The organism is Streptomyces sp. NPDC003011, from assembly GCF_053591515.1.
In genome coordinates this window covers 19,342-42,923 of record NZ_JBSFTY010000009.1, presented here as the reverse complement: position 1 = coordinate 42,923, position 23,582 = coordinate 19,342, and the positions used below count along the sequence as shown (strand labels likewise).

Below are 23,582 nucleotides of genomic sequence, written 5' to 3'. Positions count from 1 at the left end.
CTACGTGCGCGTGCTCGGGGTTCTTCCGGGCGGCGGGGGTCCGGGGGCCTGGGGGGTGTCCGGGGCGTGGTCCTGCGGGGTCTCCGAGGGCGGTTCGGTCTCGGCGTCCTTGGGGGTCCCGTGGTTCGTCGGGCCCTCGGAGTCCTCCCGGTCGTATCGGTCGTATCGGTCGTATGCGCGCTGGTCCGGCACCGCCGTACGCTCCCTGCCCGCCGCCGGCCGTTCCCGCGCGCGGGCGGCCCGTCCGCCCAGCCGTCCCCGCGCGCGTGCCGTCCAGCCGCCCAGCCGGCGCAGGAACGACGTCGGCAGGAAGACCGCGTCGGCGGCGATCATCGCCAGCGAGAAGAAGGGCAGCCCGAGGAGCACGGCGATCGCGACATGCTCGACGATCATGGCCGCGAGCAGGACGTTCTTGACCCGCCGGTGGAACAGGGTGAACGGGAAGGCGACCTGTACGGCGACCGTGCCGTAGGTCACCAGCATCACCGCCGTGCCGCTGGCGGACAGCAGGTCGGCCAGGGCGGGCCACGGCGAGAAGTAGTCGAGGTGCAGCGGGTAGTAGACGGCGGTGCCGTCCTGCCAGCGGGAGCCCTGGATCTTGTACCAGCCGGCCGTCGCGTAGATCAGACAGGCCTCGGCCATGATCACCAACAGCGCGCCGTTGTGGACGATGTTGCCGATCACCTCGAACATGATCCGCAGCCGGCCGGACCTGGCGAAACGCCCGGCCGCCCACCACAGGGCCTGCGCGAGCCATACGGCCCACAGCAGCACCGGCACGGTCGGGTCACCGTCGAGCCGGCCCGCCAGGGTCACCGCGACCAGCACGAACCCGAAGACGCTCCACAGGGCCGGACCGAGCCGGTCCGTGACGTCCCCCGCGCGCGCGCGTGCCTCGCGTGTGCACCGGGCCCGGCGTGCGTCCAGGGACCACACCTGGCCGCAGCGCGTGAACACGAGGTAGACGCACATCAGGTGCAGGACGTTGTCGCCGCCGTCCCCCATGAAGATGCTGCGGTTCTGCAGCGAGAGCACGCCGACCATGAAGAGCACGGACATCGTGCGGGTGCGCCAGCCCAGCAGCAGCAGGACGCTCGTCAGGACGGACAGCGCGTAGACGGTCTCGAACCAGAACCGGCCGTCGGTCCACATCAGGGCGGTGAAGGCGCCGTTCGTCGAGATCAGCTGCTCGGCGAGGTCCCGGCTCCACGGGCCGTCGGGGCCGTACATCTCCAGGCGGTGCGGGAACTCGCGGAGCAGGAACAGCAGCCAGGTCACGCTGAAGCCGATGCGGATCACGGCGGTCTGGTGCGGGCCGAGGGCCGATTCGGTGACCCGGGCGATGCCGGTGGACACGGACAGGGCGAATCGGTTCACCGCGCGCTCCCCGCCGCCGCGCCGGCCTCGTCGTCCTCCGGCACCGACCACCAGGGCAGCACCCGGTACACCGGTTCGTCCGAGACCTTTTCCTCGCTCCACTCGGGCGGAGGCACGTTGGTGGTGCGGGAGCGGACCTGGACGAGGTCGACGGCGCCGCCCCTCGCGGCCGCGTCCTCGCGTTCCAGGCGCAGCGTCACGATGCGGCGCAGGTACGTCTCGGCGAGGGAGCCACGCGGGCCCGTCGGCCGGTTGTCGGTGTCGTGCGTGGCCACGAAGAAATCCCAGGCCCGGCGCAGTTCGTTCTGCTGGGTGTGGCTCGGCAGCGGATTGCCGTCGATGGCCCGGCCGTCCTGGGCGGACAGGTCGTACCAGCCGGTGGTCCGTACCTCACCGTCCGCGGTGCGGACCTGCGCGCGGACCTGGACCGCGATGTTCTGCTGGAGCGGGTTCGGCGCGAAGAGCTTCCAGTTCTGCTCGAACTCCGGGTAGATCCAGTCGTCGATCGCCTCGCCGTGCTGCTTGGACAGCGTGTTCGACGGCGCGACGTGCAGGAACACCATGCCGATGTGCACACAGACGGCGACCGCCACGACGGCGAGGGCCACGGCGACACCGATCTGGTACCGGAGGGAGAGGGCCGAGAGGGCGGAGAGGGTGGGAGGGGCGGAGAGGCCGGTCCGGGGCTCGGCCGGTATCGCGGAGGTCTCGGCCCCGGTGGGGACGAAGGGGCCGGTGGGGACGAAGGGGCCGGTGGGGACGAAGGGGCCGGTGGGGACGAAGGGGACTGAGGGACCGGCGGACGCGGTCGGTGCGGGGGAGGCGGCGGCCGGTGGAGGAGCCGCGGTCGGTGAAGGTGCCGAGGAGTCTGCTTCGGAGGCGTCGGAGGCTATCGGTGCCTGCGGGGCTTCCGGGACCGCCGAGGCTTCCAGGTTTTCCGGGACTTGCCGGGCTTGCTGGACCTGCTGGGCTTCCGGGACCTCGGCTGTGTCGGGGGCGCTCGGCTCGCCCGGCCCGCCCGGGGCCTTCGAGCCCTCGTCGTACGCGTCCATTCCGCCCCGTTTCCCGATCCCGGTCCTGCTCCGGTCCTGTCGCCGGCGCCCTGTCGCCCGCGCCCGCCCGGCATACGCCTCCCACGGCGCTCGCACGGAACGGTACTCAGAGCCAGTCGCCGGGCCCAGCCCCCACCGGCCACGGAACCGTCTCGGACCACCGGCCCCCGTCTCGCAGTCGCCCCGGTTGTCCACAGGCGTCGGCCGGGAACGCCCACGGGTTATCCACAGCGGTTGACACCTTACGGCGCCCGTCTCACCATGGAATCGCACGAACCGAACGATCGGTCGGGAGCACGCTCCGGAAGAGCACAGGTCGAGGGGGACCTCATGGCGACAGCAGCCGCGGACCAAACGGCGCAGCCGGCCCAGGCGGCCGAGACGGCCCGCACACAGGCGTACGACGGACAGGCCGGCGGAGAGAACGGCGTCCCGGATCACGCCGGCGCCCACACCGCTGCCCACCCCGTCGACGACACCGCCGCGTTCGAGCACGCCTTCGACGCCGCCGTGGCCGCCGACGAGCGCGTCGAGCCGCGCGACTGGATGCCCGACGCCTACCGGGCGACGCTGGTCCGCCAGATCGCGCAGCACGCCCACTCCGAGATCATCGGCATGCAGCCCGAGGCGAACTGGATCACGCGCGCCCCCTCACTGCGCCGCAAGGCCATCCTGATGGCCAAGGTGCAGGACGAGGCCGGTCACGGGCTCTACCTCTACAGCGCCGCCGAGACCCTCGGCACCAGCCGCGACGAACTGCTCGACAAGCTCCACACCGGCCGCCAGAAGTACTCCTCGATCTTCAACTACCCGACCCTGACCTGGGCGGACGTCGGAGCGATCGGCTGGTTGGTGGACGGCGCCGCGATCACCAACCAGGTCCCCCTGTGCCGCTGCTCGTACGGCCCCTACGCGCGCGCGATGGTCCGCATCTGCAAGGAGGAGTCCTTCCACCAGCGCCAGGGCTACGAACTGCTGCTGGCCCTCAGCCGCGGCACCCCCGAGCAGCACGCGATGGCGCAGGACGCGGTGGACCGCTGGTGGTGGCCGTCCCTGATGATGTTCGGCCCGCCCGACGACGAGTCCGCGCACTCCGCCCAGTCGATGGCCTGGAAGATCAAACGGCACTCGAACGACGAGCTGCGTCAGCGCTTCGTGGACATCTGCGTCCCCCAGGCCGAGTCCCTGGGCCTGACCCTCCCCGACCCGGACCTGAAGTGGAACGAGGAGCGGGGACACCACGACTTCGGCGCCATCGACTGGACGGAGTTCTGGAACGTCCTCAAGGGCAACGGCCCGTGCAACGAACAACGGATCACGCAGCGCAGGCGGGCGCACGACGAGGGTGCCTGGGTACGGGAGTCGGCCGCCGCGTACACGGCCAAGCACAGCGGCGGAACGGGAGTGGACCGAGGATGACGAACACCGAATGGCCCCTGTGGGAGGTCTTCGTCCGCTCCCGCCGGGGGCTCTCGCACACCCACGCCGGCAGCCTGCACGCACCCGACGCCGAGCTCGCCCTGCGCAACGCCCGTGATCTGTACACCCGGCGCGGCGAGGGGGTCTCGATCTGGGTCGTCCCTTCGACCACGATCACCGCGTCCTCGCCCGACGAGAAGGACCCGTTCTTCGACCCGGCCGCCGACAAGCCGTACCGCCACCCGACGTTCTACGAGATCCCGGAGGGGGTGAAGCACCTGTGACCGCATCCGGGACCACGCCTGGGACCACAGCTGAGGCCCGAACGGTGGCAGAGCCCGGGGCCGCAGCGGAGGCGCCCGGCCCGACCGTTCCCACGGCTGCCGCCCTCGCCCTGGCCGACGACGCCCTGGTGCTCTCGCACCGCCTCGGGGAGTGGGCGGGCCACGCCCCCGTCCTGGAGGAGGAGGTCGCGCTCGCCAACATCGCGCTGGACCTGCTGGGCCAGGCCCGGGTGCTGCTGTCGCTGGCCGGCGACGAGGACGAGCTGGCGTACCTGCGCGAGGAGCGCGCCTTCCGCAACCTCCAGCTGGTGGAACAGCCGAACGGCGACTTCGCCCACACCATCGCCCGCCAGCTGTACTTCTCCACCTACCAGTACCTCCTCTACGCCGAACTGGCGGCGGGCGACGGCCCGTTCGCTCCGCTGGCCGCGAAAGCCGTCAAGGAGGTCGCCTACCACCGCGACCACGCCGAGCAGTGGACCCTGCGCCTCGGCGACGGCACAGACGTCGGCCATGAGCGGATGCGGCGGGCCTGCGAGGCGCTGTGGCGGTTCACCGGCGAGATGTTCCAGCCGGTGGAAGGGCTCGACGTCGACGGACAGCGGTTGCAGGCGGCCTGGTTCACCTCCGTCCAGGACGTGCTGCACCGGGCCACCCTCACGGTCCCCGACGGCCCTCGCTCCGGGGCGTGGACGGCCGGGGCGGGTCGTCAGGGCCTGCACACCGAATCCTTCGGGCGGATGCTCGCCGAGATGCAGCATCTGCACCGCAGTCACCCGGGGGCGTCATGGTGACGGTCACCGCCCTGGAGGCGGAACTGCTCGAAGTGGCCGGTTCGGTGCCCGACCCCGAGCTGCCCGTCCTCACCCTGCGGGAACTGGGCGTACTGCGCGCGGTGCGCGTGCACGGGACCGACGCGGTCGAGGTCGAGCTGACGCCGACGTACACCGGCTGCCCGGCCGTCGAGGCGATGTCCGTGGACATCGAACGGGTGCTGCACGAGCACGGCGTGCGGGAGGTCACCGTCCGCACGGTGCTCGCGCCGGCCTGGTCGACGGACGACATCACGGACGAGGGGCGCCGCAAGCTGCGCGAGTTCGGCATCGCCCCGCCCCGCACAGGACGGGCACCCGGGCCGGTCGCCCTGGCATTGGGACCCACCCGCGCCGCCCTCACCGCACAAGCGGAGATCCGGGCGCTGGAAGAAGCCGACCCGATCCGCTGCCCGCACTGCGGCTCCGCGGACACCGAGTTGCTCAGCCGTTTCTCCTCGACGGCGTGCAAGGCGCTGCGGCGCTGCCTCGCCTGCCGTGAACCGTTCGACCACTTCAAGGAGTTGTGATGGCCCGCTTCCACGCACTCCCGGTGGCGGCGGTCGACCGGCTCACCGACGACTCCGTGGCGCTCACCCTGACCGTGCCGCCACATCTGCGCGAGGAGTACCGGCACGCCCCGGGCCAGCACCTCGCCCTGCGGCGGACGGTCGACGGTGTCGAGATCCGGCGGACGTACTCCATCTGCTCCCCGGCTCCCGCGCCGGGCGGCGAGGGCCCGCGCACCCTGCGGGTCGGAGTGCGGCTGGTCGAGGGCGGCGCCTTCTCCGCCTACGCGCTGAAGGAGATCAACCTCGGCGACGAACTGGAGGTGATGACCCCGGCGGGCCGCTTCACGCTCGACCCCGCGCCCGGCCTGTACGCCGCGATCGTCGGTGGCAGCGGGATCACCCCGGTGCTGTCGATCGTGTCGACACTGCTGGCACGCGAACCAGCGGCCAGGTTCTGCCTCATACGCAGCGACCGGACGTCCGCCTCGACGATGTTCCTGGAGGAGGTCGCCGACCTGAAGGACCGCTACCCCGAGCGGTTCCATCTGGTGACGGTGCTCTCCCGGGAGGAGCAGCAGGCGGGACTGCCGTCCGGGCGGCTCGATCAGGAGCGGCTGACCGGGCTGCTGCCGGCGCTGCTGCCGGTGGAGCAGGTGGCGGGCTGGTTCCTGTGCGGGCCGTTCGGGCTGGTGCAGGGGGCGGAACGGGCACTGCGGGAGCTCGGAGTCGCACGGGCCCGGGTGCACGAGGAGATCTTCCACGTGGACCCGGTCGCCCCCACGGCCACCGTCCCCGCTCCCGCGCACAGCACGGTGACCGCGCGGCTCGACGGCCGCGGCGGGACCTGGCCCGTCCGGGCCGGCGAGTCGCTGCTGGAGACGGTGCTGCGCAACCGGTCCGACGCGCCCTACGCCTGCAAGGGCGGGGTGTGCGGGACGTGCCGGGCCTTCCTGGTGGCCGGCGAGGTGCGGATGAACCGCAACTTCGCCCTGGAGCCGGAGGAGACACAGGCGGGGTATGTGCTGGCGTGCCAGTCGCATCCGGTGACGGAGAAGGTGGAGCTGGACTTCGACCGGTGAGGGACGGCGGGCCGTACAGCGAGCCTGCCCGTTCCCTTCTTCTAGAACCTGTTCTATCTTGACGGCCCGTCAGATCAGCGGACCGCGCCGGAAGGACAGGACCGTGGACTTCACCTTCACCGACGAGCAGCAGGCGGCGGCCGAGGCGGCCCGGGGGGTGCTGGGCGGGGTCGTACCGGACGCGGTGCCCAGTCCGGCCCTCGTCGCGGGAGCCGTCGCCGACGACTTCGACCGCGCGCTGTGGGCCAGACTCGCCGGCGCGGACCTGCTGAGCCTGATGGCGTCACCCGAGTACGGCGGAGCGGGCCTGGACACCGTCGCGCTGTGTCTGGTGCTGCGCGAGGCGGCGAGGGTGCTGGCGCGGGTACCGCTGCTGGAGCACAGCGCGGCCATGGCCGCCGTGCAGGCCCATGGTGAGGAGAAGGTGAGGTCCGCGCTGCTGGCCCGGGCCGGACGCGGGGAGGTCGTGCTGACCGTCGCCGCGAGCGGTCGCACCGGACACGACCCGGCCGAACTCGCCGTGACCGCCCGGCAGGAGGGGGAGGAATGGGTGCTGGACGGGATGCAGACCGCGGTGCCGTGGGCGTACGGCGCGGACCTCGTCGTCGTACCGGCGCACACGGCCGCCGGCCGGACCGTCCTCGCGCTGGTCCCCCGCCCGCACGCGGGCGTCACTCTCGGCGAGCAGATCTCCACCACCGGCGAGCTGCTCGGCGAACTGCGCCTGGAGTCGGCGCGGATCGCGGACGGGGACGTCATCGATGTCGACGGCGCCTGGGAGTGGCTGCGCGATCTGCTGACCATCGGGACGTGCGCGCTGGCGCTGGGGGTCGGTGAGCGGGTCCTGCGGATGACCGGCGACTACACCAGCAAGCGGGAGCAGTTCGGGTTCCCGGTCGCCACCTTCCAGGCTGTCGCCGTCCAGGCCGCCGACCGCTACATCGATCTGCGGGCCATGGAGGTCACCCTGTGGCAGGCCGCGTGGCGGCTCGGCGCGGCGACCCAGGGCGTGCTGCCCGTCTCGGGTGACGTGGCCGTCGCCAAGATCTGGGCGGCCGAGGGTGTGAGGCGGGTGGTGCAGACGGCACAGCATCTGCACGGCGGGTTCGGCGCCGACGTCGACTACCCCCTGCACCGCTACCACGCCTGGGCCAAGCACCTCGAGCTGTCGCTCGGCCCGGCGTCGGCACACGAGGAGGCCCTGGGCGACCTGCTGGCGGCCCACCCTCTGGCCTGAGCTTCCGGGCGGGCGAGGCAGCCGTCAGAGGACGAAGCCCGGCCGGCCCTCGTCCGTCACGACGGGACGGCCCTCGGCCGCCCACACCTGCATCCCGCCATCGACGTTCGCGGCGTCGACGCCCTGCTGGACGAGGTACATCGCGACCTGCGCCGAACGCCCGCCGGAGCGGCAGATCACATGGACCCGCCCGTCCTGCGGCGCCGCCTCGGTCAGCTCGCCGTACCGGGCCACGAACTCACTCATGGGGATGTGCAGCGCCCCGTCGGCGTGACCCGCCTGCCATTCGTCGTCCTCGCGGACGTCCAGCAGGAAGTCGCCGTCCTTGAGGTCCGTGACCTCGACCGTGGGCACACCAGCTCCGAAATGCATGCCCCCGACGCTACCCGACGCGGGCGTCGCGGCGGAGCCGCCGGAGGCCTGTCCGGGTCCGGCGGGAGCACAGCCCGGTCTGCGGCCTGGCCGGACTATCCGAGCAGTGCCGCCAACTGGGCCTCGCGCTCGGCGACGTCGGCCAGGAGCTTCTCGGCGATCTCGTCCAGGAGGCGGTCGGGGTCCTCCGGGGCCATCCGGAGCATCCCGCCGATCGCGCTCTCCTCCAGTTTCCGCGCGACCACCGTGAGCAGTTCCTTGCGCTGGGCGAGCCATTCGAGGCGGACGTAGAGCTCCTCGCTGGGCGTCGGCCGCTGCTCCGGCGGCTTCGGTCCCGCGGCCCACTCCTCCGCCAGCTCCCGCAGCAGCGCCTCGTCGCCCCGGGCGTAGGCACCGTTGACGCGGGTGATGAACTCCTCGCGCCGGGCCCGTTCGGGCTCGTCCTGGGCCAGGTCGGGGTGTGCCTTGCGGGCCAGCTCGCGATACAGCTTGCGGGCCTCGTCGCTGGGGCGCACCCGTTGCGGGGGCCGCACCGGCTGATCGGTGAGCATCGCCGCGGCCTCCGGGAACAGGCCCTCGCCGTTCATCCAGCCGCCGAACAGTTCCTCGACACCGGGCATCGGCATGACCCGGGCCCGCGCCTCGTCGGCCTTGCGCAGGTCCTCGGGGTCACCGGTGCGCGCGGCCCGGGCCTCGGCGATCTGCGCGTCCAGCTCGTCGAGCCGGGTGTACATCGGGCCGAGCTTCTGGTGGTGCAGCCGCTCGAAGTTCTCGACCTCGATACGGAAGGTCTCGACCGCGATCTCGTACTCGATCAGCGCCTGCTCGGCGGCCCGTACGGCCCGCTCCAGCCGTTCCTCGGGCCGGGGCGCACCGCCTTGCGGCGTCGGCCGGTCCTCACCGGGGACACCACCCTGCTCAGCTTCCGGGGTCGTCACCCGACCAGCGTAGGCCACGGCCGGAGCGGACCTCGGAACACACCGCCCTCACACGCCCTCCTCCGCCGCGATCCGCCCCGCCCGCACCGCCGCCACCAGGTCCGCGTGGTCCGCCTCGGTGCGGTCGGCGTAGGCCACCGCGAACGTGATGATCGCCTCGTCCAGTTCCTCGCTCTTGCCGCAGTAGCCGGCGATCAGGCGCGGGTCGGCGCTGTGGGCGTGGGCGCGGGCCAGGAGAGCGCCGGTCATGCGGCCGTAGTCGTCGATCTGGTCGGCGGTCAGCTCCGCGGGGTCGACACTGCCCTTGCGGTTGCGGAACTGCCGTACCTGGAAGGGCCGCCCGTCGACCGACGTCCAGCCCAGCAGGTTGTCGCTGACGACCTGCATGCGCTTCTGGCCCAGGACCACCCGGCGTCCCTCGTGGTCGACGGAGGGCACCTCGAAGCCCGCCGTGACCAGATGCGGCACCAGCGCGGACGCGCGGGCCTCCTTCACCTGGAGGATGAGCGGCTCCCCCCGGTGATCCAGAAGCAGCACGACGTAGGACCGGGTGCCGACGCTGCCCGTGCCGACGACGCGGAAGGCGACGTCGTGCACCGCGTGGCGGGCCAGCAGCGGGCGGCGGTCCTCGGAGAGCGTGGTGACGTATTCCTCCAGGGACGCGGCCACCGCCGCGGCCTCCGCGTCCGGGACGCGCCGCAGCACCGGAGGGGCGTCGACGAAGCGGCGCCCGCCGTCCTCGGTGGGCTCCGTCGACTTCGCGGCGAAGCGCCCGCTGGTGTTGGCCCGCGCCTTCTCGGAGACCCGCTCCAGCGTGCCGAGCAGGTCGTGGGCGTCGGTGTGGGAGACGAGTTCCTCGTCCGCGATCGCGTTCCACGCGTCCAGGACCGGGAGCCTGGCGAGCAACCGCATCGTGCGGCGGTAGGCGCCCGCCACGTCGTGCGCCGCCTTGCGGCAGGTGTCCTCGTCGACGCCCGCCACGCGGCCGGCCAGCACGAGCGAGGCGGCGAGGCGCTTGAGGTCCCACTCCCAGGGGCCGTGGACCGTCTCGTCGAAGTCGTTCAGGTCGATGACCAGGCCGCCGCGCGCGTCGCCGTACAGGCCGAAGTTGGCCGCGTGGGCGTCACCGCAGATCTGGGCGCGGATCCCCGTCATGGGGGTGCGGGCCAGGTCGTACGCCATGAGGCCGGCCGCCCCGCGCAGGAACGCGAAAGGCGTGGCGGCCATCCTGCCGACCCGTATCGGCGTGAGCCCGGGAATCCGGCCACGGCCCGACTCCTCGACCGCGCTCACCGCGTCCGGGCGCCCCTCGTCCAGGTCCAGGGCGGCGTGCGCACCGCGCGGGATCCGGCGCCGCAGCGCCTTGCCCTCCTCCTTGGGCGTCCCCTCGGCCGGCCACTGGGCGAAGCCCCGCACCGGGGGCAGCCGTCGGGCGTTCCCGGCGCTCACCGCCGCTTTCCGGCCGGGGATCTCGTCCGCCCCCACCAGCTCCGCGCCCGCCGCCGTCTCGGCACCGATCTCGGTCACATCGACCACCTCCCCGTACACAGCACTCACGCTCGCCCACGCACGAACATCAACTTGTGCCGACCGTACAGCCGGTGGCCGAAACACGTCAGACCCTGTGGACAACTCCACAGCTGTGGAAAACCCCGTCGGCCGCTCAGCGCTCCAGCCGAGACGCACCCAAAGCGCCCCCGCCCCGCCCCCACACCTCGACGCCCCGCCGACGCGCCCGCCCGCCGTCGGCGGACTCAGCACCCCGCGGGCCGCTCCCCCTCCGGCAGATGCTCCTTCGCCCACTGTGCGAGGAGTCTCAACGCGGGATCCAGCGCCGCCCCCGCCTCCGTCAGCCGGTACGACACCCGCAGCGGCGGCCCCTCGTCGACGTCGCGCACGACCAGCCGGGCGGCGCCGAGTTCGGTGAGCCGGTCGGAGAGCATGCGCTCGCTGATGCCGGGGATGGCCCGGCGCAGGTCGACGAAGTACGCGGGCCCGTTGGTCAGGACGGACACGATCGGTCCGGTCCAGCGCTTTCCGAGCAGCTGGAAGACCCGGGTGATGCCCGTGTCGACCTGCTTGCAGGCCGCCGGGCCGTGGCTCTGCTCGACCGTCATGCCCTCAGGGTACTGCTCCTTCCGGAAGGGATGAAAAAAAGTAAGTGACTGTGTTATCCATAGTCGACTACGATTTAACAGTCCCTCCGGGCCGACGGCTTCCGTGCGTCGCGGCCCGCCCGTCCACCACTGCTCCGGAGACCCACATGGCCACGCTGCTGCACATCGACTCCTCCGTGTTCCCGGCCGACGCGTCCGCGTCCCGCGCGGTGACGGACGCCTTCCGCCGGACCTGGGAGGAACAGCACCCGGAGGGCACGGTGGTCTACCGCGACCTCGCCACGGATCCCGTCGCGCACATCACCGCCGACTCCCACACCGCCGGCTTCGCCGATCCCGCCGCGCACACCCCCGGCCAGGCGGCCGCCTTCGCCGAGCGCGTGAAGCTGATCGAGGAACTGGAGCAGGCGGACGCCGTGCTGATCGGCGCCCCGATGTACAACTTCTCGATCCCGTCCACCCTCAAGGCCTGGCTGGACAACGTGATCCTCATCGGCCGCACCGCCATGACCGAGGACTCGAAGATCAAGGGCACCCCGGTCACCGTCGTCGCCAGCCGCGGCGGCTCCTACGCGCCGGGCACCCCGCGCGAGGGCTACGAGTACGTGCAGACGTACCTGAAGGCGGTCCTCGCCGACACCCTCGCCGTGGACCTCGACTTCATCGTCCCGGAGCTCACGATGGCCCCGCAGAACCCGGCGATGTCCGAACTGGTCCCCCTCTTCGAGGCCTCCCGCGAGCGCGCCCTCCAGGACGCCACCACCAAGGCGAAGCACCTCGCAGAGCGCCTCGCCGCGTAACGCCCCACAACGAGCGGCACCAGAACCCCCGGCGGGCCCTGCGAGGTTCCCTCAGCGGCCCGCGCCGCCTTGAGTGCTCCCGCCAGGTCCGCAGAGTTGTTCCGCATCGGATCGATCTCGCGCTCGGAGCGCAGGCATGGTGGCCGGTGGTCCAGGTCGCCGGTGGTCCAGGTGCTGCGACACCAGCGTGAAGACGTCCAGGCGGACAGTCGCCCTGAACAGCGTCACGAAGTCGGCCGCAGGCCCCACGTCTGCAGGGAGAAGGGCCGCCCCTTCTCCTCCCCCTCGATCAGCGGCACGTCAAGCAGGCTGAAGCCCGCCTTGGTGGCCACGGCGACGCTGGCGGCGTTCTCGGCCTCCAGCTCCAGGATCACTTGTTCCGCGCCCAACTGCTCGAAGGCGTACCCGGCCATCAACCGCACCGCTCGGACCGCCAGCCCTTGGCCGCGGTGCGCCGGGCCGACCGCGTAGCCGATCTCCATGCCCTCGGGGGCGCGCCGCAGCATCACCTCGCCGAGCGGCGCACAGCCGTCAACGGTGATGGCCAGCAGGATGGTCGTACCCTCCGCCCGCAGTTGCCGGTCCCGGTCCAGCCGTGCGCGAGCGGCCGCTTCGTCGAAGGGCGAGACGATCGGCGTCCAGTACGCGATGTCGGGATGGTCGAACAACTCCGGCATCGCGGCCAGGTCGGCTTCCGTCCAGTCACGCAGGACCAGACCTTCCCCTGTGAGCTGAATCCGATCGGGGAAGGGTGAAGCGGTGCTGCTCATGGTCCGGATCCTCCCTGGCCTGTGCGACGGAGCAGCATAACCGGGGCAGCCGGGACAGCCATCGGCTCACCCAGGAACGGGCGGCATCGCGATCACGATGCCGCCCTCCCTCTGTACGACTGGAGCGCCCCGATGCTCCACGATGTGATGGATGTTGGTGGGGTGGCCCGCACCCCCTGTGCCACCACTCACTGGCTCTCCTTGCGCCTCTTTCCCATCCAGGACTGGCAGATCCATCGGGTGAACGCTCCTACCAGGACGGCGACGACGATCGCCCCCCAGTCGATGACGTGCGGAAGCCCAGGAAAGAAGGCGAAGAAGGCGAGTGTGAGCACAAGACCCGCCGAGAACGCGGCGACCCCAGCCGACCGCCGCCGCGCCTCCCCGGCTTGTTCCCGCCCCTGCTGCTGATCGATCATGAACGGCTCACTTCGTGATGTGGTGGCACTGACTCACACGCCGCACCCCGTTGACGTAGAGATGCGCACACGCCTTTCCATAACGAGGCAACACCTGGGGAGAGTTGTTCCTCATCGGATCGATCTTGCACTCGGCATGCGTTCGCCCTCGGGATGTCCGATACGTCTTGTTGTTGGTGTTGGCGTACGTGAAGTCGATCCGCCAGTTGCAGAACCCGCTGCCGAGCGCGGCGACAAAGGCGCAGTCGACGCCGGCGTTCTGGTAAGTGATCTTCTTCCCGCCGCCTCGGATGACGTGTGTGAACAGGCAGCCGGTCGGAACCTTCATCGTCATGCCACCAACGCTGTACTCGAAAGTCCGGACCGGAGTCGACCCGACAGCGCCGGCCTGCGCCACCGAGGGACTCGTCAGCACGAGAGTGCACGCGGCAGCAAGAGCGGTGAGAAGCCTGGCTGGATACCACGCGACCATGAACAATCCCCTTCCGGCGGAGAATCTCTCCCGACCGGAAAGAACTCCGGAGCCGCGATCATGTTTCTGGCCGATGGGAGGGTTCATCGACTTGAGTGATCAAGAGGTAGTGCGCTGACCAGGTGATTCGTTTCTCCGATCCGACCCATCGAACTGCATGCCAGTCACCACAGGCAGGGCCCCCTTGCATGCGGCTCAGGCGTGGCTCCACGGCCGAAGCACACACGCATCCCAGGCGAAGCGGCGGAGTCGCGCCTGCTCGACATGCGCTGCGGCGTTGCCGTAGCTGATGTTGAGGTGGCGTCCAAGAAGTCTGGCCGTAGCTGGGAGCACATATATCGCGCCCGGTGTCTCCGGGCACGCCCGAGTCCCTCCCGCTTCGTCCACGCTCTGTCATCGTGACCCCGGTCCGCCGCACAGGGCCGTCAATGAGCGCAGCGGGTCAGCCGTCGCGGTGGTGAGCAGGGTGCGGAAGCGGGCGGCGATGCGGTGGGCGGTTGTCGGTGTGAACAAGCCGGTGCTGTATTCGAGGCGGCCGGCATAGCGCCCCGCGGTGCGGGTGAGGCTCAGGAAGAGGTCGAGCTTCGCCGTCGCGGTGTCCCCCAGTTCGGTGGTGACCGTGCAGCCGGGCAGGGTGAGCGCGGCCTGGTCGCCCTCGTGGTAGCCGAGCATGAGCTGGAACACCGGGTTGAAACCGGGGTCACGGACCGGGTTCAGCTCCTCCACCAGCACCTCGAACGGCAGCTCTTGATGGGCCATCGCCTGCCTGCCCTCGTCGCGGGCCCGGTGCACCAGCTCCCGGAAGGTCAGCGTCTGCCCGGACATCCGCAGACGGTGGACGACCGTGTTCACGAACATGCCGACCATCGCGTACTGGGCCTCGTTCCGGCGGCACGTCACGGGTGTGCCGACAACGGCCTCGTCGCCGCCGCCCTCGGCCCGGATCAGAGCCGTGAAGGCCGCGAGCAGGACGGCGAACGGGCTCGCGCGACAGGACCTCGCGAGCAGGGCCACCCGCTCGGCGACCGGCGGATCGACGGTGAAGCGGACGTGACCGCCCTCGAAGCTCCGTACGGGCGGGCGGGGGCGGTCGGCCGGGAGCGTCGCCGGGTCCGGAAGGCCCGACAGGTGCTTGAGCCAGTACTCCCGGGCAGGAAGCAGCGCGGGGCCCGTCAGGGCGACGGCCTGCTCCTCGGCGTAGTCGGCGTACTGGGCGCGCAGCGGCGGCAGTTCGGGGGACGCCCCCGAGAGCAGGGCCGTGTAGCAGGCGGACAGCTCGCGCTGGAGGAGGTCCAGCGACCAGCCGTCGCAGGCGATGTGATGGAGCGTCAGACACAGGTGGTGGCGACGCGGCGCCACCCGCAGCAGCAGTGGGCGGATCACCGGGTCCGTGGCCAGGTCGAACGGCCGCCGAGCCTCAGCGGCCGCCCGCCGCTCCGCCTCGGCCTGCGGGTCGTCGTACGCCGACACGTCCACGAGCGGGAAACGCACCGGCCCCGCGGCGCGGACGAACTGGCGCAGGGCCCCCGACCGCATCCGGTAGCCGGTGCGCAGGATCTCGTGCCGGCGGACGACCTCGCTCAGGGACCGCTCCAGCGCCCCGATGTCCAGGTCGCCTTCGATCCGGTGGACCAGCGGGACGACGTACGCGGCCGACCCCGGATGGAGCCGGTCGAGGATCCACAGCCGCTTCTGGGCGCAGGAGACGGCGCGGTCACCCGGGTCAGCGGTCACGGGACACCTCGGCGGCCAGCCGGACGACGGTCGGGTCGTAGAGGAACTCGCCCAGGGCCACCTCGGTGGCGAAGCGGTCGTTGACCCGCGACACCAGCCGCATGGCCAGCAGCGAGTGCCCGCCCAGGGCGAAGAAGTCGTCAGTGACGCCCACGGAAGCCAGGCCCAGCAGCTCCGCCGTGAGGTCCGCGAGCTCCCGCTCCAGATCGGTACGCGGCGACACGGCGTCGGCGTCGGAACCGTCGGCCGGCGCGGCCGGCAAGGCCGCACGGTCGATCTTTCCCGTCGCGGTCAGGGGCAGGGCGGGGTGCACGACGAACGCGGACGGGATCATCCACTCGGGCAGTCGGGCGGCGAGGAACTCGCGCAGTTCGGCCGGCCGGGTGCCGGGTGCCGCGGGGACCACATGGGCCACCAGCCGGCGTTCCCCCGCCGCCCCGTCCACGACCACGGCGAGTTGCCTGAGGTCGGGGTGCCGGCCCAGCGCCGCCTCCACCTCGCCCGGCTCCACCCGGTGTCCCCTGATCTTGACCTGGTCGTCGACGCGGCCGACGAACTCCAGCATCCCGTCCGGGCGGCACCGCACCAGGTCCCCGGTCCGGTACATCCGCGCACCGGGCTCCGCCGCGAACGGGTCGGGCAGAAAACGCTCCTGGGTCTGTTCGGGCAGCCCGGCGTATCCCCGGGCGACTCCGGGACCGCCGATGAACAGCTCGCCCGTCGCCCCGTCCGCGACCGGCCGCAGCTCGGCGTCGAGGAGGTAGCAGCTGGTGTTCGCTATGGGCCGCCCGATCGGCACCGACGTCGCGTCGGCCGGAACCGACTCGATCGGTCCGCAGACCGCGAAGGTGGTGGCCTCGGTCGGGCCGTAGCCGTTCACCAAGCGCGCCGGGCGGGCGTCCCGGGGGCTCTCGACCAGCCTGCGCGCACGGGAGGCGTCGACGACGTCCCCGCCGACCAGCAGGTTGCGCAGCCCGGCGAAGCTGTCGGGCCGGTCGGCCATCACCTCGTTGAACAGCGCCGACGTGAGGAACATCGTGGTGACCCGCCGCTCGGCCAGTGCCGGACCGAGCGCGCCGGGCGTCAGCAGGGTCTCGGTGGGGATCACGCACAGCATGCCCCCGTGCAGCAGCGCGCCCCAGATCTCGAAGGTGAACGCGTCGAACGAGGGGTCGGCCACCTGAGCCATCCGCTCGTCGGGCCCGAGCGCCACGAAGTCGGTACCGCAGACCAGGCGCAGCACCGACCGGTGCTCGACCACGACTCCCTTGGGCCGGCCGGTCGACCCCGAGGTGAACAGCACGTACGCCTGCGTGCGGGAGTCGGCGGGCAGCGGCAGAGGGGTCGACGGCCAGGCCGCCGCCAGGCGCAGTTCCTCGCGGGTCACCGTCACCGCGGCCTGCGCGTCGGCCAGCATCTGCCGCCGCCGCTCCGGGGGGTGGCCGGGACCGACCGGCACGTAGGCGCCGCCGGCCTTCAGCACCGCGAGCACGGCGGTGACCAGCTCATGACCGCGGTCCAGCAGCACACCGACCCGCGCCTGCGGCCGCACGCCCCGGGCGCGCAGCAGACGGGCCAGGCGGTTGGAGCGCTCGTCCAGTTCCGCGTACGTCACCTGGTGCGCTCCGTCGACGACGGCGATGGCGTCCGGACGCTCGCGCGCCTGCTCGGCGAAGAGCTGGGGGATCGTCGAGTCGGCCGGGAAGGGTGTCGTGGGGCCGTGCAGGATGCTCACTTCGCTTCCTCCTGTTCTCGCTGCGCCCGGTGCGTCAGTGCGGCCTGTGCGCGGGCGGTGTCGGTCAGTTCGTCGTCGTAGCGGATGCGGCCGCCCGGTCCGGCGTACCGCGGTGGCCGCCCGCCGGTGCGGCGGATCATCGTGACGCTGTTCTGCCGGAGCTTGTGCGGTTCGAGGAGGTTGAGGACCTCCAGCTCACCCGGCCTCGACCGCCGCAGCCCGGCCAGGTAGCGCAGGATCGCCTCGCCTTCCGGGTACGTCATCAGGTAGTGCAGGACCACCACGCCGCCCCGGGGGTTGACGCGGTCCAGGAAGTGGTCGAGGAAGTACAGGCAGTCCCAGGCGTCCACCCAGGCCAGGTCGATCGGTTCGAAGTCGGGCGGCAGCGCGGCGTCGCAGGCGCGCAGCGGGGCGTCGACCATCGTGACCCGGTGCGCCAGCCCGAGCTCGTCGAGCACCCGGGCCACCTGCCGCGCGGAGGACTCCGGGACCGAGCCGTCGTCCACCGCGGCGAAGACCGGCCGGTACGGCTCGAGGTAGCTCGCCGGTGCCGCGAGGGGAGGTTCGGCGCGCAGCCATGCGTCGTCCAGCGGGGCACCGCTGCTCAGGTACGCCCGGGTCTTCGCGGCGAGCGCCGACGACTCCTGCTGTACACGGCGGCTCACCCGCTCCAGGGCCGCCGCCAGGAACGGCGTCGTGTAGCCCATGCCGACCTCCAGCACCCGGCGCGGACGGGTGAGTTCGACGAGGTTCGCCAGGAACGGGGCGACCGCCTCGGTGCCCATGCCGGGGACGCGCAGGGCGGCGACCGCCGTGTCGAAGTCGGCGGTCATCGGGCCGCTCCCCGCTCGCAGACGTCGGGCAGACGTTCGAGTCCGGCCAGGACGGTGTCGGCCGGCAGGCCGAAGTCGATCAGGCAGGCCACCTCGTCCACCCCGATGCGGCCCAGGCGCTCGATCACCCGGCGTGCCTTGGCGGGGGTTCCCAGCAGTCCGCCGTGGTCGAAGTAGCGGTCGAAGGAGCGCTGGACGAGGAAGTCGACGTCGGCGGGGTGCAGGCGAGCCGGGTCGATCCGCCGTCTGCCGTCCAGCCGCGAGCCGAGCAGCAGCCCGAGGGAACCGCGCACATAGCGGCAGAGCGGCTCCTTGACCAGCGCTCTGACCTCTTCCTCGTCGTCGCCCAGATAGGTGTGCACCATGACGGCCACATGGACGCCGCCGTCACTCGCGGCCCGGTACTCGGCGATGTTGTGCGCGAGGCGGTCGATGTCCTGGCCCAGCAGGTGGGTGAGGACGCCCGCGCCCATGGCGCCGGCCCGGCGGAAGGTCTCCGTGTGGCCGGCGCTGGTGATCCAGACCGGCAGCTCCGGTCGGACCGGCTGGGGGTGGATGCGCACGCGCTGCTGCGCGCCGGTGCCGTCGCGGACGGACAGGGTCTCGCCCCGCCACAGGCGGCGCACTTGTTCGGCATGGTCCAGCACCAGTTCGCGCCGGTCGGCGTACGTCCCGGGGTTCAGGGCGAAGTCCACGGCATGCCAGCCGGAGGCGAAGGAGACGCCGGCCCGGCCGCCGGAGAGGTTGTCCACCACGGCCCATTCCTCCGCGATCCGCAGGGGATGGTGGAGCGGCGCGACGACGCTGCCCGCCCGGATCGCCACCCGCTCGGTCGCGACCGCCACCGCGGCGCCGGTCACCGCCGGGTTCGGATACAGACCGCCGAAGGGATGGAAGTGCCGCTCCGGGGTCCACACCGCGGCCAGGCCGTGGGCGTCGGCGAACCGGGCGCCGTCGAGGAGGAGCCCGTAGCGGTCCTTCTTGATCTCGTCGCTGTCACTGGCGAAGTAGAACAGGCTCAGGTCCACGCCCGGCGACGCGACGGCGTCCGGGGCGGACGAGGGGCGCGGGTCAGGCAGGGACGGCATCGGCGGTCTCCTCGGCGAGTTCGCGCAGGGCTGCCCGGTCTGTCTTGCCGTTGGCGTTGCGGGGCAGGGAGTCGAGGTACAGGAAGCGGTGGGGAACCAGGTGGACCGGCAGCCTGCCGCGCAGCGCGCGCAGCAACTCGCGCCGGGGGACCGGCTGTCCGGTGCAGCCGGCGATCAGTTCGGTGACGCCCCCGCGGGTGACGGGCACCACGGCGGCCTCGTGCACCTCGGGCAGCCGCCGCAGCGCGGCCTCCACCTCGGCCGGCTCGACCCGGAAGCCGCGGATCTTCACCTGGTCGTCGAGGCGGCCCAGATGGACCAGGTGGCCGCCCTCCAGGCGCACCCGGTCGCCGGTGCGGTAGTAGTGCCGGGGCTCCACCGGCCCTGTCCCGTCGTGGTCCAGGAAACGGTTCACGTCGTCGCGCGTGTCCAGGTAGCCGTCGAAGCGCTGCGGTCCGCGCACGCACAGCTCGCCCGTCTCCGCGTCGACGAGGTGCTCCAGCCCCTCGTAGAGGCGGCCGATGGGAACCGTGCCGTTGGAGGTGCCCGGCCACTGCCTGCGGTCGTGGGGCAGCCGGAACTCGGCGCAGGCAATGGTGAGTTCGGTGGGCCCGTAGAGGTTGTCGATGGTGGAGTGCGGGGCCGCCGCCCGCCAGGCCGCCGCCTGTTCGTAGGTGAGCGGTTCACCGCAGAACAGGCTGTGGCGCAGCGTGGTGGCCTCCCGCCCGGCGGGCAGCAGCCCGAATCCGGCGCTCACCGACACCGCCGACGGCACGGAGAACCAGTGCGTGAGCCGACGGCGGGTGACGTAGTCGAGCGGGCTGAACAGTTCGGAGCGGTCCGGTACGACCAGCGTCGCCCCGCCGCCCCAGGTGACGAAGAGGTCGAACACGGACAGGTCGAAGGTCAGGTCGAACGTGTGCGACATCCGGCAGCCCGGGCGGACCCCGTAGCGGGCGATGTTGTGCCGGAGAAAGGGCAGCACGTTGCGGTGCCGGATCGGTATGCCCTTGGGCCGTCCGGTCGTGCCGGACGTGAACAGGACGTACGCCGGCCGGTCCGGCTGCGCCTCGTGCGGTGGCAGGTCCCCGCGCCGTGCGGTCGCGGACGGGTCGAGGACATCGTCGTCCGTCAGCGCGAGGACCGCGAGCCGGTCCGCCCACTGGGGGACACCACCCCGCAACAGCGCGGCGTCGGCCAGCAGCACGTCGACGTCGGCCAGTTCGCGGACGCGCTGGTTGCGGGCGGCCGGGTACTCGGGGTGGAACGGCACCACGGTCGCGCCGAGCCGCAGCGCGCCGAGGTAGCCCGCGTACGCCACCGCGCTGCGGCCGGCCAGCAGGCCGACCCGTGCCACGCGGTCGCCGCGGGTCTGCCGAAGCAGGGCCGCGACGGTCTCGGCGGCGCTCCGGAGCATGCGGTAGGACACGCCTTCGGCCGCCAGTTCCACGGCCGTCGCCTCCGGGTGGCGGTCGGCCGCGCCGGCGAACACCTGGTACAGGCTGTCGCTCATAGGTCACCCGCGAGGAGCCGGGTCTGCGCGCGCACCGTGGGGTGCTGGAACAGGTCGGTGGCCCGCAGGCCGCCGCCGGGCAGCTCGTTGAGCTGTTCCCACAGCAGCAACAGCAGCAGCGAGTTGCCTCCGGCGTCGAAGAAGCCCACGTCGAGCGGTACGGCGTCCGTGTCCACGCCCAGCGTCTCGGCCCAGGCGTCGCGGACCGCGCCGAGCAGGCCGTCCTGGTCGTCCTCACCCATCACCTCGTAGGCCCCTTTCGTCTCACGTCCCGTCATGTCATGGCCTCCTGTGCCATCACCGCCGACACCCGGGCCTGCGGGCGCGCGGTCACCGCGTCCAGCAGTCGCTCGTAGCGCGCGGCGGCGCGCGCGATCGTCGTGTCGTCGAACAGATCGCGGTCGTACTCCCAGATGAACTCGACGGCCTGGCAGCCTTGCGCCCCGCGCCGTGCGGCGGTCTGCTCCGCGTGCGGAATCGCGATGACGTTCAGGTCGGCCTTGGCGCTGCCGTTGGTGAGGCCGGGGGTCACGGTGGCGGTGAGGCCCGGCATGCGGACCGGGCGCAGAGGCGCGTCGTGGAAGGAGAACAGCACCTCGCTGAACGGCTGCCGGCCCGGCACCCGCGGCGGGCGCAGGGCCGCGACCACGCGGTCGAAGGGGATCTCCTGGTGCGCCAGCGCGCCGAACGCGGTGTCGCGGACCCGGCCGAGCAGTTCGGCGAAGGGGGGATCGCCCCGCAGATCGGCCCGCATGGCCACCGTGTTGACGACCATGCCGAGCATCCGGTGCGTCTCGGTCCGGCTCCGGCCCGCCATTCCCGACCCGACGCAGAAGTCGTCCCGCCCCGACCAGCCGTGCAGCAGCACCTCGAAGGCGGCGAGCATCACCGTGAACAGGGAGACCCGCTGCTGCCGGGCCAGGGCACGCACCCGGTCGGCGAGGTGCGCCGGAACCGTGAACCTGGGAGCCGCGCCGAGGAAGCGGCGCTTCGGGGTACGAGGACGGTCGGCGGGCAGGTCGAGGTACGGCGGCACGCCGCTCAGCTGCCGCTTCCAGTAGGCGAGTTGCGCCTCGGCCTCGGGTCGGTCCAGCCACGCCCGCTGCCGGGCCGCGAAGTCGGCGAACTGCAGGGACGGTTCAGGCAGCGGCGGCGGGCCCCCGGTGGCGTGGGCGGCGTACAGGGCGGCCAGTTCCTCGATGAAGACGTTGAACGCCCAGCCGTCGTGGATCAGATGGTGCTCCAGGTGGAGCAGGACGTACCGGTCGTCGGCGAGCCGCAGCAGGCGCCAGCGCACCAGGGGCAGACGGTCCACGGGCAGATCGGTGGCGATGGCCGCGTCGATCGCCACCCGCGCCGCCGCCTCGGGGTCGGCCGCGCCGCGCAGGTCGTCCACGGGAAGCTCGACCGGGTACGGCGCGTGCACCAGCTGCCGGGGGCCCGTGGGACTGTCGGTGAAGGTGGTGCGGCAGATCTCGTGCCGGCGCACGATGTCGGTCAGGGCACGGGCGAGGGCCGCGATGTCGAGCGCCCCGGTGAGGTCGATCCGTGCCTGGAACTGGTAGGCACGGATGCCCGGATGGAGCCGCTCCACGAACCACAGCCGCTCCTGCGAGCACGACAGGGGCGCGTGCCGGTCACTCATGTCCGAAACTCCTTCATGCTCATGACGCCGACAGGGACGATCACTAATGTGGGATCTCCGTGCCGACGAAGGGTGTGTGACCTGCGTGCCTGTCAAACGGGGGAATGATCGGCGGGATGGCTCCCCACCCCGTGGGCACGTTTGGCGTGTACCTGACTTCCAGCGGTTGTGGGCCGCGCAGACCATCAGCGAGACGGGCACCCAGATCGGCCAGCTCGCCGTACCGCTGCTCGCCATCGGCGCACTGGACGCGTCCGCCACCGAACTCGGCTTCCTCAGCGGCGCCCGCATGCTGCCGTTCCTGGTGCTCGCCCTGCCCGCGGGCGCGCTGCTGGACCGGATCCGCCGACGGCCGGTCCTCGTGGTCTCCGACGTGTGCCGGGCGCTGCTCCTGGCGAGCGTGCCCGTCGCCTACGCCCTGGACGCGCTCACCTTCGCCCAGCTGTATCTCGCCGTGCTGCTCGTCGGTGCCTTCACCGTGACGTTCGACGTCGCCTACCAGAGCTATCTGCCCACCCTGGTACGGCGCGAGGACCTCGCCGACGCCAACGCCAAGCTGACCGCCAGCGCCTCCGCGGCCGAGCTGGCCGGCCCAGCCGCCGCCGGTGTCCTGACCGGAGTCCTGGGCGCGGCCACGACCGTGCTGCTGGACGCCCTCAGCTTCCTCGCCTCGGGCCTGCTCTGCCGCGCCATCCGGCACCGCGAACCCGCGCCGGAGCCGACCGCCGGGGCACATGGGTCGCTGCGCAAGGAGGTGGGTGAGGGACTCGGCTTCGTGCTGCGCCAGCGTGTCCTGCGCGCTGTGGCCGGCTCCGCCGCCCTGCTCAACCTCGGCTCGTCGATGCTGACGGTGCTCGTGATGCTGTACATGGTGCGCGAGCTGCACCACTCCTCCACCACGGTCGGCGTGGTCTTCTCGCTGGGCGGCGCGGGACTGGTGGGCGGTGCGCTGTGCGCGAGCCGCGTCATCGACCGCCTGGGCTACGGGCGGGCCATCACCCTCGGAGCCGTGCTGTGCGCGGCCGGCCTGGCCGTGCTGCCGCTCGCCTCGCCGGGCGTGGCCCTTTTGCTCCTCGCCGGCGGCCAGCTGCTGTTCGGCTTCGGCGTCCCGCTGTTCAACATCGCCCAGGTGACGCTGCGGCAGGCCCTCACCCCCGACCGGCTGCGCGGCCGGATGAACGCGTCCATGCGGTTCGTCATCTGGAGCGCGATCGCGGTCGGCGGCCCCGTCGCGGGTCTGCTCGCCGAGGCCATGGGGACGCGCGGGGCGATCGTGGTCGCCGCGGCCGTCGGCTCCCTGGCCTGGCTGCCCCTGGTGGTGTCCCCGGTTCCGGCTCTGCGCGAACTGCCCGAGGAGCCCGAGTCGGCCTGACC

At 72.1% G+C, this 23,582-nt stretch carries 24 protein-coding genes; 8 read left to right on the top strand and 16 right to left on the bottom strand.

Annotated elements, in window-relative coordinates:
• Together ACWD0J_RS06895 and ACWD0J_RS06890 are read right to left on the bottom strand one after the other, a co-directional pair.
• Window positions 1-1,377, bottom strand: coding sequence for an HTTM domain-containing protein (locus ACWD0J_RS06895; RefSeq protein ID WP_451494704.1), 1,377 nt, complete (start codon window positions 1,375-1,377; stop codon window positions 1-3).
• Window positions 1,374-2,429 carry a DUF5819 family protein gene (locus tag ACWD0J_RS06890; protein ID WP_451494703.1) on the bottom strand — a complete coding sequence of 352 codons (1,056 nt, stop codon included), beginning with the start codon at window positions 2,427-2,429 and terminating at the stop codon, window positions 1,374-1,376. Before ACWD0J_RS06890 ends, ACWD0J_RS06895 begins: the two co-directional genes overlap by 4 nt.
• A 330-nt stretch (window positions 2,430-2,759) precedes the next feature.
• Here ACWD0J_RS06890 and paaA point away from each other — a divergent pair, with 330 nt between their 5' ends.
• The 6 genes from paaA (at window position 2,760) to ACWD0J_RS06860 (ending at window position 7,772) form a co-directional block, all read left to right on the top strand.
• Window positions 2,760-3,848 carry a 1,2-phenylacetyl-CoA epoxidase subunit PaaA gene (paaA, locus tag ACWD0J_RS06885; protein WP_451494702.1) on the top strand — a complete coding sequence of 363 codons (1,089 nt, stop codon included), beginning with the start codon at window positions 2,760-2,762 and terminating at the stop codon, window positions 3,846-3,848.
• Window positions 3,845-4,132: a 1,2-phenylacetyl-CoA epoxidase subunit PaaB gene (paaB, locus tag ACWD0J_RS06880; RefSeq protein WP_451494701.1), complete on the top strand. Its 288-nt coding sequence runs from the start codon at window positions 3,845-3,847 to the stop codon at window positions 4,130-4,132. Before paaA ends, paaB begins: the two co-directional genes overlap by 4 nt.
• 44 nt (window positions 4,133-4,176) lie before the next feature.
• The gene (paaC, locus tag ACWD0J_RS06875) at window positions 4,177-4,926 is read left to right on the top strand and encodes a 1,2-phenylacetyl-CoA epoxidase subunit PaaC (protein ID WP_451494700.1); all 750 of its coding nucleotides are present in this window, start codon (window positions 4,177-4,179) and stop codon (window positions 4,924-4,926) included.
• Window positions 4,920-5,474 carry a 1,2-phenylacetyl-CoA epoxidase subunit PaaD gene (paaD, locus tag ACWD0J_RS06870; RefSeq protein ID WP_451494699.1) on the top strand — a complete coding sequence of 185 codons (555 nt, stop codon included), beginning with the start codon at window positions 4,920-4,922 and terminating at the stop codon, window positions 5,472-5,474. Before paaC ends, paaD begins: the two co-directional genes overlap by 7 nt.
• Window positions 5,474-6,535, top strand: a complete 1,062-nt coding sequence (locus ACWD0J_RS06865; protein ID WP_451494698.1) for a 2Fe-2S iron-sulfur cluster-binding protein — start codon at window positions 5,474-5,476, stop codon at window positions 6,533-6,535. The genes paaD and ACWD0J_RS06865 overlap by 1 nt, the downstream gene beginning before the upstream one ends.
• A gap of 103 nt (window positions 6,536-6,638) precedes the next feature.
• Window positions 6,639-7,772: an acyl-CoA dehydrogenase family protein gene (locus ACWD0J_RS06860; RefSeq protein ID WP_451494697.1), complete on the top strand. Its 1,134-nt coding sequence runs from the start codon at window positions 6,639-6,641 to the stop codon at window positions 7,770-7,772.
• 24 nt (window positions 7,773-7,796) lie between these two features.
• Here ACWD0J_RS06860 and ACWD0J_RS06855 read toward each other — a convergent pair whose 3' ends face one another.
• From ACWD0J_RS06855 to ACWD0J_RS06840, 4 genes are all read right to left on the bottom strand, one after another.
• Complete coding sequence (locus ACWD0J_RS06855; protein ID WP_451494796.1) at window positions 7,797-8,126, bottom strand: rhodanese-like domain-containing protein; 330 nt, start codon at window positions 8,124-8,126, stop codon at window positions 7,797-7,799.
• A 113-nt stretch (window positions 8,127-8,239) separates the two neighbouring features.
• On the bottom strand, window positions 8,240-9,082 hold the full coding sequence (locus tag ACWD0J_RS06850; RefSeq protein ID WP_451494696.1) for a J domain-containing protein: 843 nt from the start codon (window positions 9,080-9,082) through the stop codon (window positions 8,240-8,242).
• Window positions 9,083-9,130: 48 nt separating this feature from the next.
• Window positions 9,131-10,567, bottom strand: a complete 1,437-nt coding sequence (locus ACWD0J_RS06845; protein WP_451494795.1) for a DUF2252 domain-containing protein — start codon at window positions 10,565-10,567, stop codon at window positions 9,131-9,133.
• Between the two features lie 269 nt (window positions 10,568-10,836).
• Window positions 10,837-11,199 carry a winged helix-turn-helix transcriptional regulator gene (locus ACWD0J_RS06840; RefSeq protein ID WP_451494695.1) on the bottom strand — a complete coding sequence of 121 codons (363 nt, stop codon included), beginning with the start codon at window positions 11,197-11,199 and terminating at the stop codon, window positions 10,837-10,839.
• Between the two features lie 146 nt (window positions 11,200-11,345).
• On the opposite strand from ACWD0J_RS06840, the gene ACWD0J_RS06835 reads away from it, so the two are divergent.
• The gene (locus tag ACWD0J_RS06835) at window positions 11,346-11,999 is read left to right on the top strand and encodes an FMN-dependent NADH-azoreductase (protein ID WP_451494694.1); all 654 of its coding nucleotides are present in this window, start codon (window positions 11,346-11,348) and stop codon (window positions 11,997-11,999) included.
• Between the two features lie 224 nt (window positions 12,000-12,223).
• Here the strand turns inward: ACWD0J_RS06835 and ACWD0J_RS06830 are convergent, their stop codons facing one another.
• The 10 genes from ACWD0J_RS06830 to ACWD0J_RS06785 form a co-directional block, all read right to left on the bottom strand.
• On the bottom strand, window positions 12,224-12,769 hold the full coding sequence (locus tag ACWD0J_RS06830) for a GNAT family N-acetyltransferase (protein WP_451494693.1): 546 nt from the start codon (window positions 12,767-12,769) through the stop codon (window positions 12,224-12,226).
• Window positions 12,770-12,957: 188 nt separating this feature from the next.
• Window positions 12,958-13,188 carry a hypothetical protein gene (locus ACWD0J_RS06825; RefSeq protein WP_451494692.1) on the bottom strand — a complete coding sequence of 77 codons (231 nt, stop codon included), beginning with the start codon at window positions 13,186-13,188 and terminating at the stop codon, window positions 12,958-12,960.
• Between the two features lie 7 nt (window positions 13,189-13,195).
• Window positions 13,196-13,522 (bottom strand): hypothetical protein, encoded by a 327-nt coding sequence (locus tag ACWD0J_RS06820; protein WP_451494691.1) that lies wholly within the window; start codon window positions 13,520-13,522, stop codon window positions 13,196-13,198.
• 531 nt (window positions 13,523-14,053) lie between these two features.
• The gene (locus ACWD0J_RS06815) at window positions 14,054-15,394 is read right to left on the bottom strand and encodes a condensation domain-containing protein (protein WP_451494690.1); all 1,341 of its coding nucleotides are present in this window, start codon (window positions 15,392-15,394) and stop codon (window positions 14,054-14,056) included.
• Window positions 15,384-17,129, bottom strand: a complete 1,746-nt coding sequence (locus ACWD0J_RS06810) for an amino acid adenylation domain-containing protein (protein ID WP_451494689.1) — start codon at window positions 17,127-17,129, stop codon at window positions 15,384-15,386. The genes ACWD0J_RS06815 and ACWD0J_RS06810 overlap by 11 nt, the downstream gene beginning before the upstream one ends.
• Window positions 17,126-17,962, bottom strand: a complete 837-nt coding sequence (locus ACWD0J_RS06805) for a class I SAM-dependent methyltransferase (RefSeq protein WP_451494688.1) — start codon at window positions 17,960-17,962, stop codon at window positions 17,126-17,128. The genes ACWD0J_RS06810 and ACWD0J_RS06805 overlap by 4 nt, the downstream gene beginning before the upstream one ends.
• Window positions 17,959-19,050, bottom strand: a complete 1,092-nt coding sequence (locus tag ACWD0J_RS06800; protein WP_451494687.1) for a MupA/Atu3671 family FMN-dependent luciferase-like monooxygenase — start codon at window positions 19,048-19,050, stop codon at window positions 17,959-17,961. Before ACWD0J_RS06800 ends, ACWD0J_RS06805 begins: the two co-directional genes overlap by 4 nt.
• On the bottom strand, window positions 19,034-20,563 hold the full coding sequence (locus ACWD0J_RS06795) for an AMP-binding protein (RefSeq protein ID WP_451494686.1): 1,530 nt from the start codon (window positions 20,561-20,563) through the stop codon (window positions 19,034-19,036). The genes ACWD0J_RS06800 and ACWD0J_RS06795 overlap by 17 nt, the downstream gene beginning before the upstream one ends.
• The gene (locus ACWD0J_RS06790; protein ID WP_451494685.1) at window positions 20,560-20,841 is read right to left on the bottom strand and encodes an acyl carrier protein; all 282 of its coding nucleotides are present in this window, start codon (window positions 20,839-20,841) and stop codon (window positions 20,560-20,562) included. Before ACWD0J_RS06790 ends, ACWD0J_RS06795 begins: the two co-directional genes overlap by 4 nt.
• Window positions 20,838-22,208, bottom strand: coding sequence for a condensation domain-containing protein (locus ACWD0J_RS06785; RefSeq protein ID WP_451494684.1), 1,371 nt, complete (start codon window positions 22,206-22,208; stop codon window positions 20,838-20,840). The genes ACWD0J_RS06790 and ACWD0J_RS06785 overlap by 4 nt, the downstream gene beginning before the upstream one ends.
• Before the next feature lie 166 nt (window positions 22,209-22,374).
• Between ACWD0J_RS06785 and ACWD0J_RS06780 the strand changes: the two genes are divergently transcribed.
• Entirely contained in the window at window positions 22,375-23,580 is a 1,206-nt protein-coding gene (locus ACWD0J_RS06780; RefSeq protein WP_451494683.1) for an MFS transporter, read from the top strand.
• Window positions 23,581-23,582 lie beyond the last annotated feature (2 nt).

Bases quoted from the DNA above. Each gene is read 5' to 3' on its own strand.
- ACWD0J_RS06890 (WP_451494703.1), bottom strand. From the start codon at position 2,429: ATGGACGCGTACGACGAGGGCTCGAAGGCCCCGGGCGGGCCGGGCGAG.
- paaA (WP_451494702.1), top strand. From the start codon at position 2,760: ATGGCGACAGCAGCCGCGGACCAAACGGCGCAGCCGGCCCAGGCGGCC.
- paaB (WP_451494701.1), top strand. From the start codon at position 3,845: ATGACGAACACCGAATGGCCCCTGTGGGAGGTCTTCGTCCGCTCCCGC.
- paaD (WP_451494699.1), top strand. From the start codon at position 4,920: ATGGTGACGGTCACCGCCCTGGAGGCGGAACTGCTCGAAGTGGCCGGT.
- ACWD0J_RS06865 (WP_451494698.1), top strand. From the start codon at position 5,474: ATGGCCCGCTTCCACGCACTCCCGGTGGCGGCGGTCGACCGGCTCACC.
- ACWD0J_RS06840 (WP_451494695.1), bottom strand. From the start codon at position 11,199: ATGACGGTCGAGCAGAGCCACGGCCCGGCGGCCTGCAAGCAGGTCGAC.
- ACWD0J_RS06835 (WP_451494694.1), top strand. From the start codon at position 11,346: ATGGCCACGCTGCTGCACATCGACTCCTCCGTGTTCCCGGCCGACGCG.
- ACWD0J_RS06830 (WP_451494693.1), bottom strand. From the start codon at position 12,769: ATGAGCAGCACCGCTTCACCCTTCCCCGATCGGATTCAGCTCACAGGG.
- ACWD0J_RS06825 (WP_451494692.1), bottom strand. From the start codon at position 13,188: ATGATCGATCAGCAGCAGGGGCGGGAACAAGCCGGGGAGGCGCGGCGG.
- ACWD0J_RS06820 (WP_451494691.1), bottom strand. From the start codon at position 13,522: ATGACGATGAAGGTTCCGACCGGCTGCCTGTTCACACACGTCATCCGA.
- ACWD0J_RS06805 (WP_451494688.1), bottom strand. From the start codon at position 17,962: ATGACCGCCGACTTCGACACGGCGGTCGCCGCCCTGCGCGTCCCCGGC.
- ACWD0J_RS06800 (WP_451494687.1), bottom strand. From the start codon at position 19,050: ATGCCGTCCCTGCCTGACCCGCGCCCCTCGTCCGCCCCGGACGCCGTC.
- ACWD0J_RS06795 (WP_451494686.1), bottom strand. From the start codon at position 20,563: ATGAGCGACAGCCTGTACCAGGTGTTCGCCGGCGCGGCCGACCGCCAC.
- ACWD0J_RS06790 (WP_451494685.1), bottom strand. From the start codon at position 20,841: ATGACGGGACGTGAGACGAAAGGGGCCTACGAGGTGATGGGTGAGGAC.
- ACWD0J_RS06785 (WP_451494684.1), bottom strand. From the start codon at position 22,208: ATGAGTGACCGGCACGCGCCCCTGTCGTGCTCGCAGGAGCGGCTGTGG.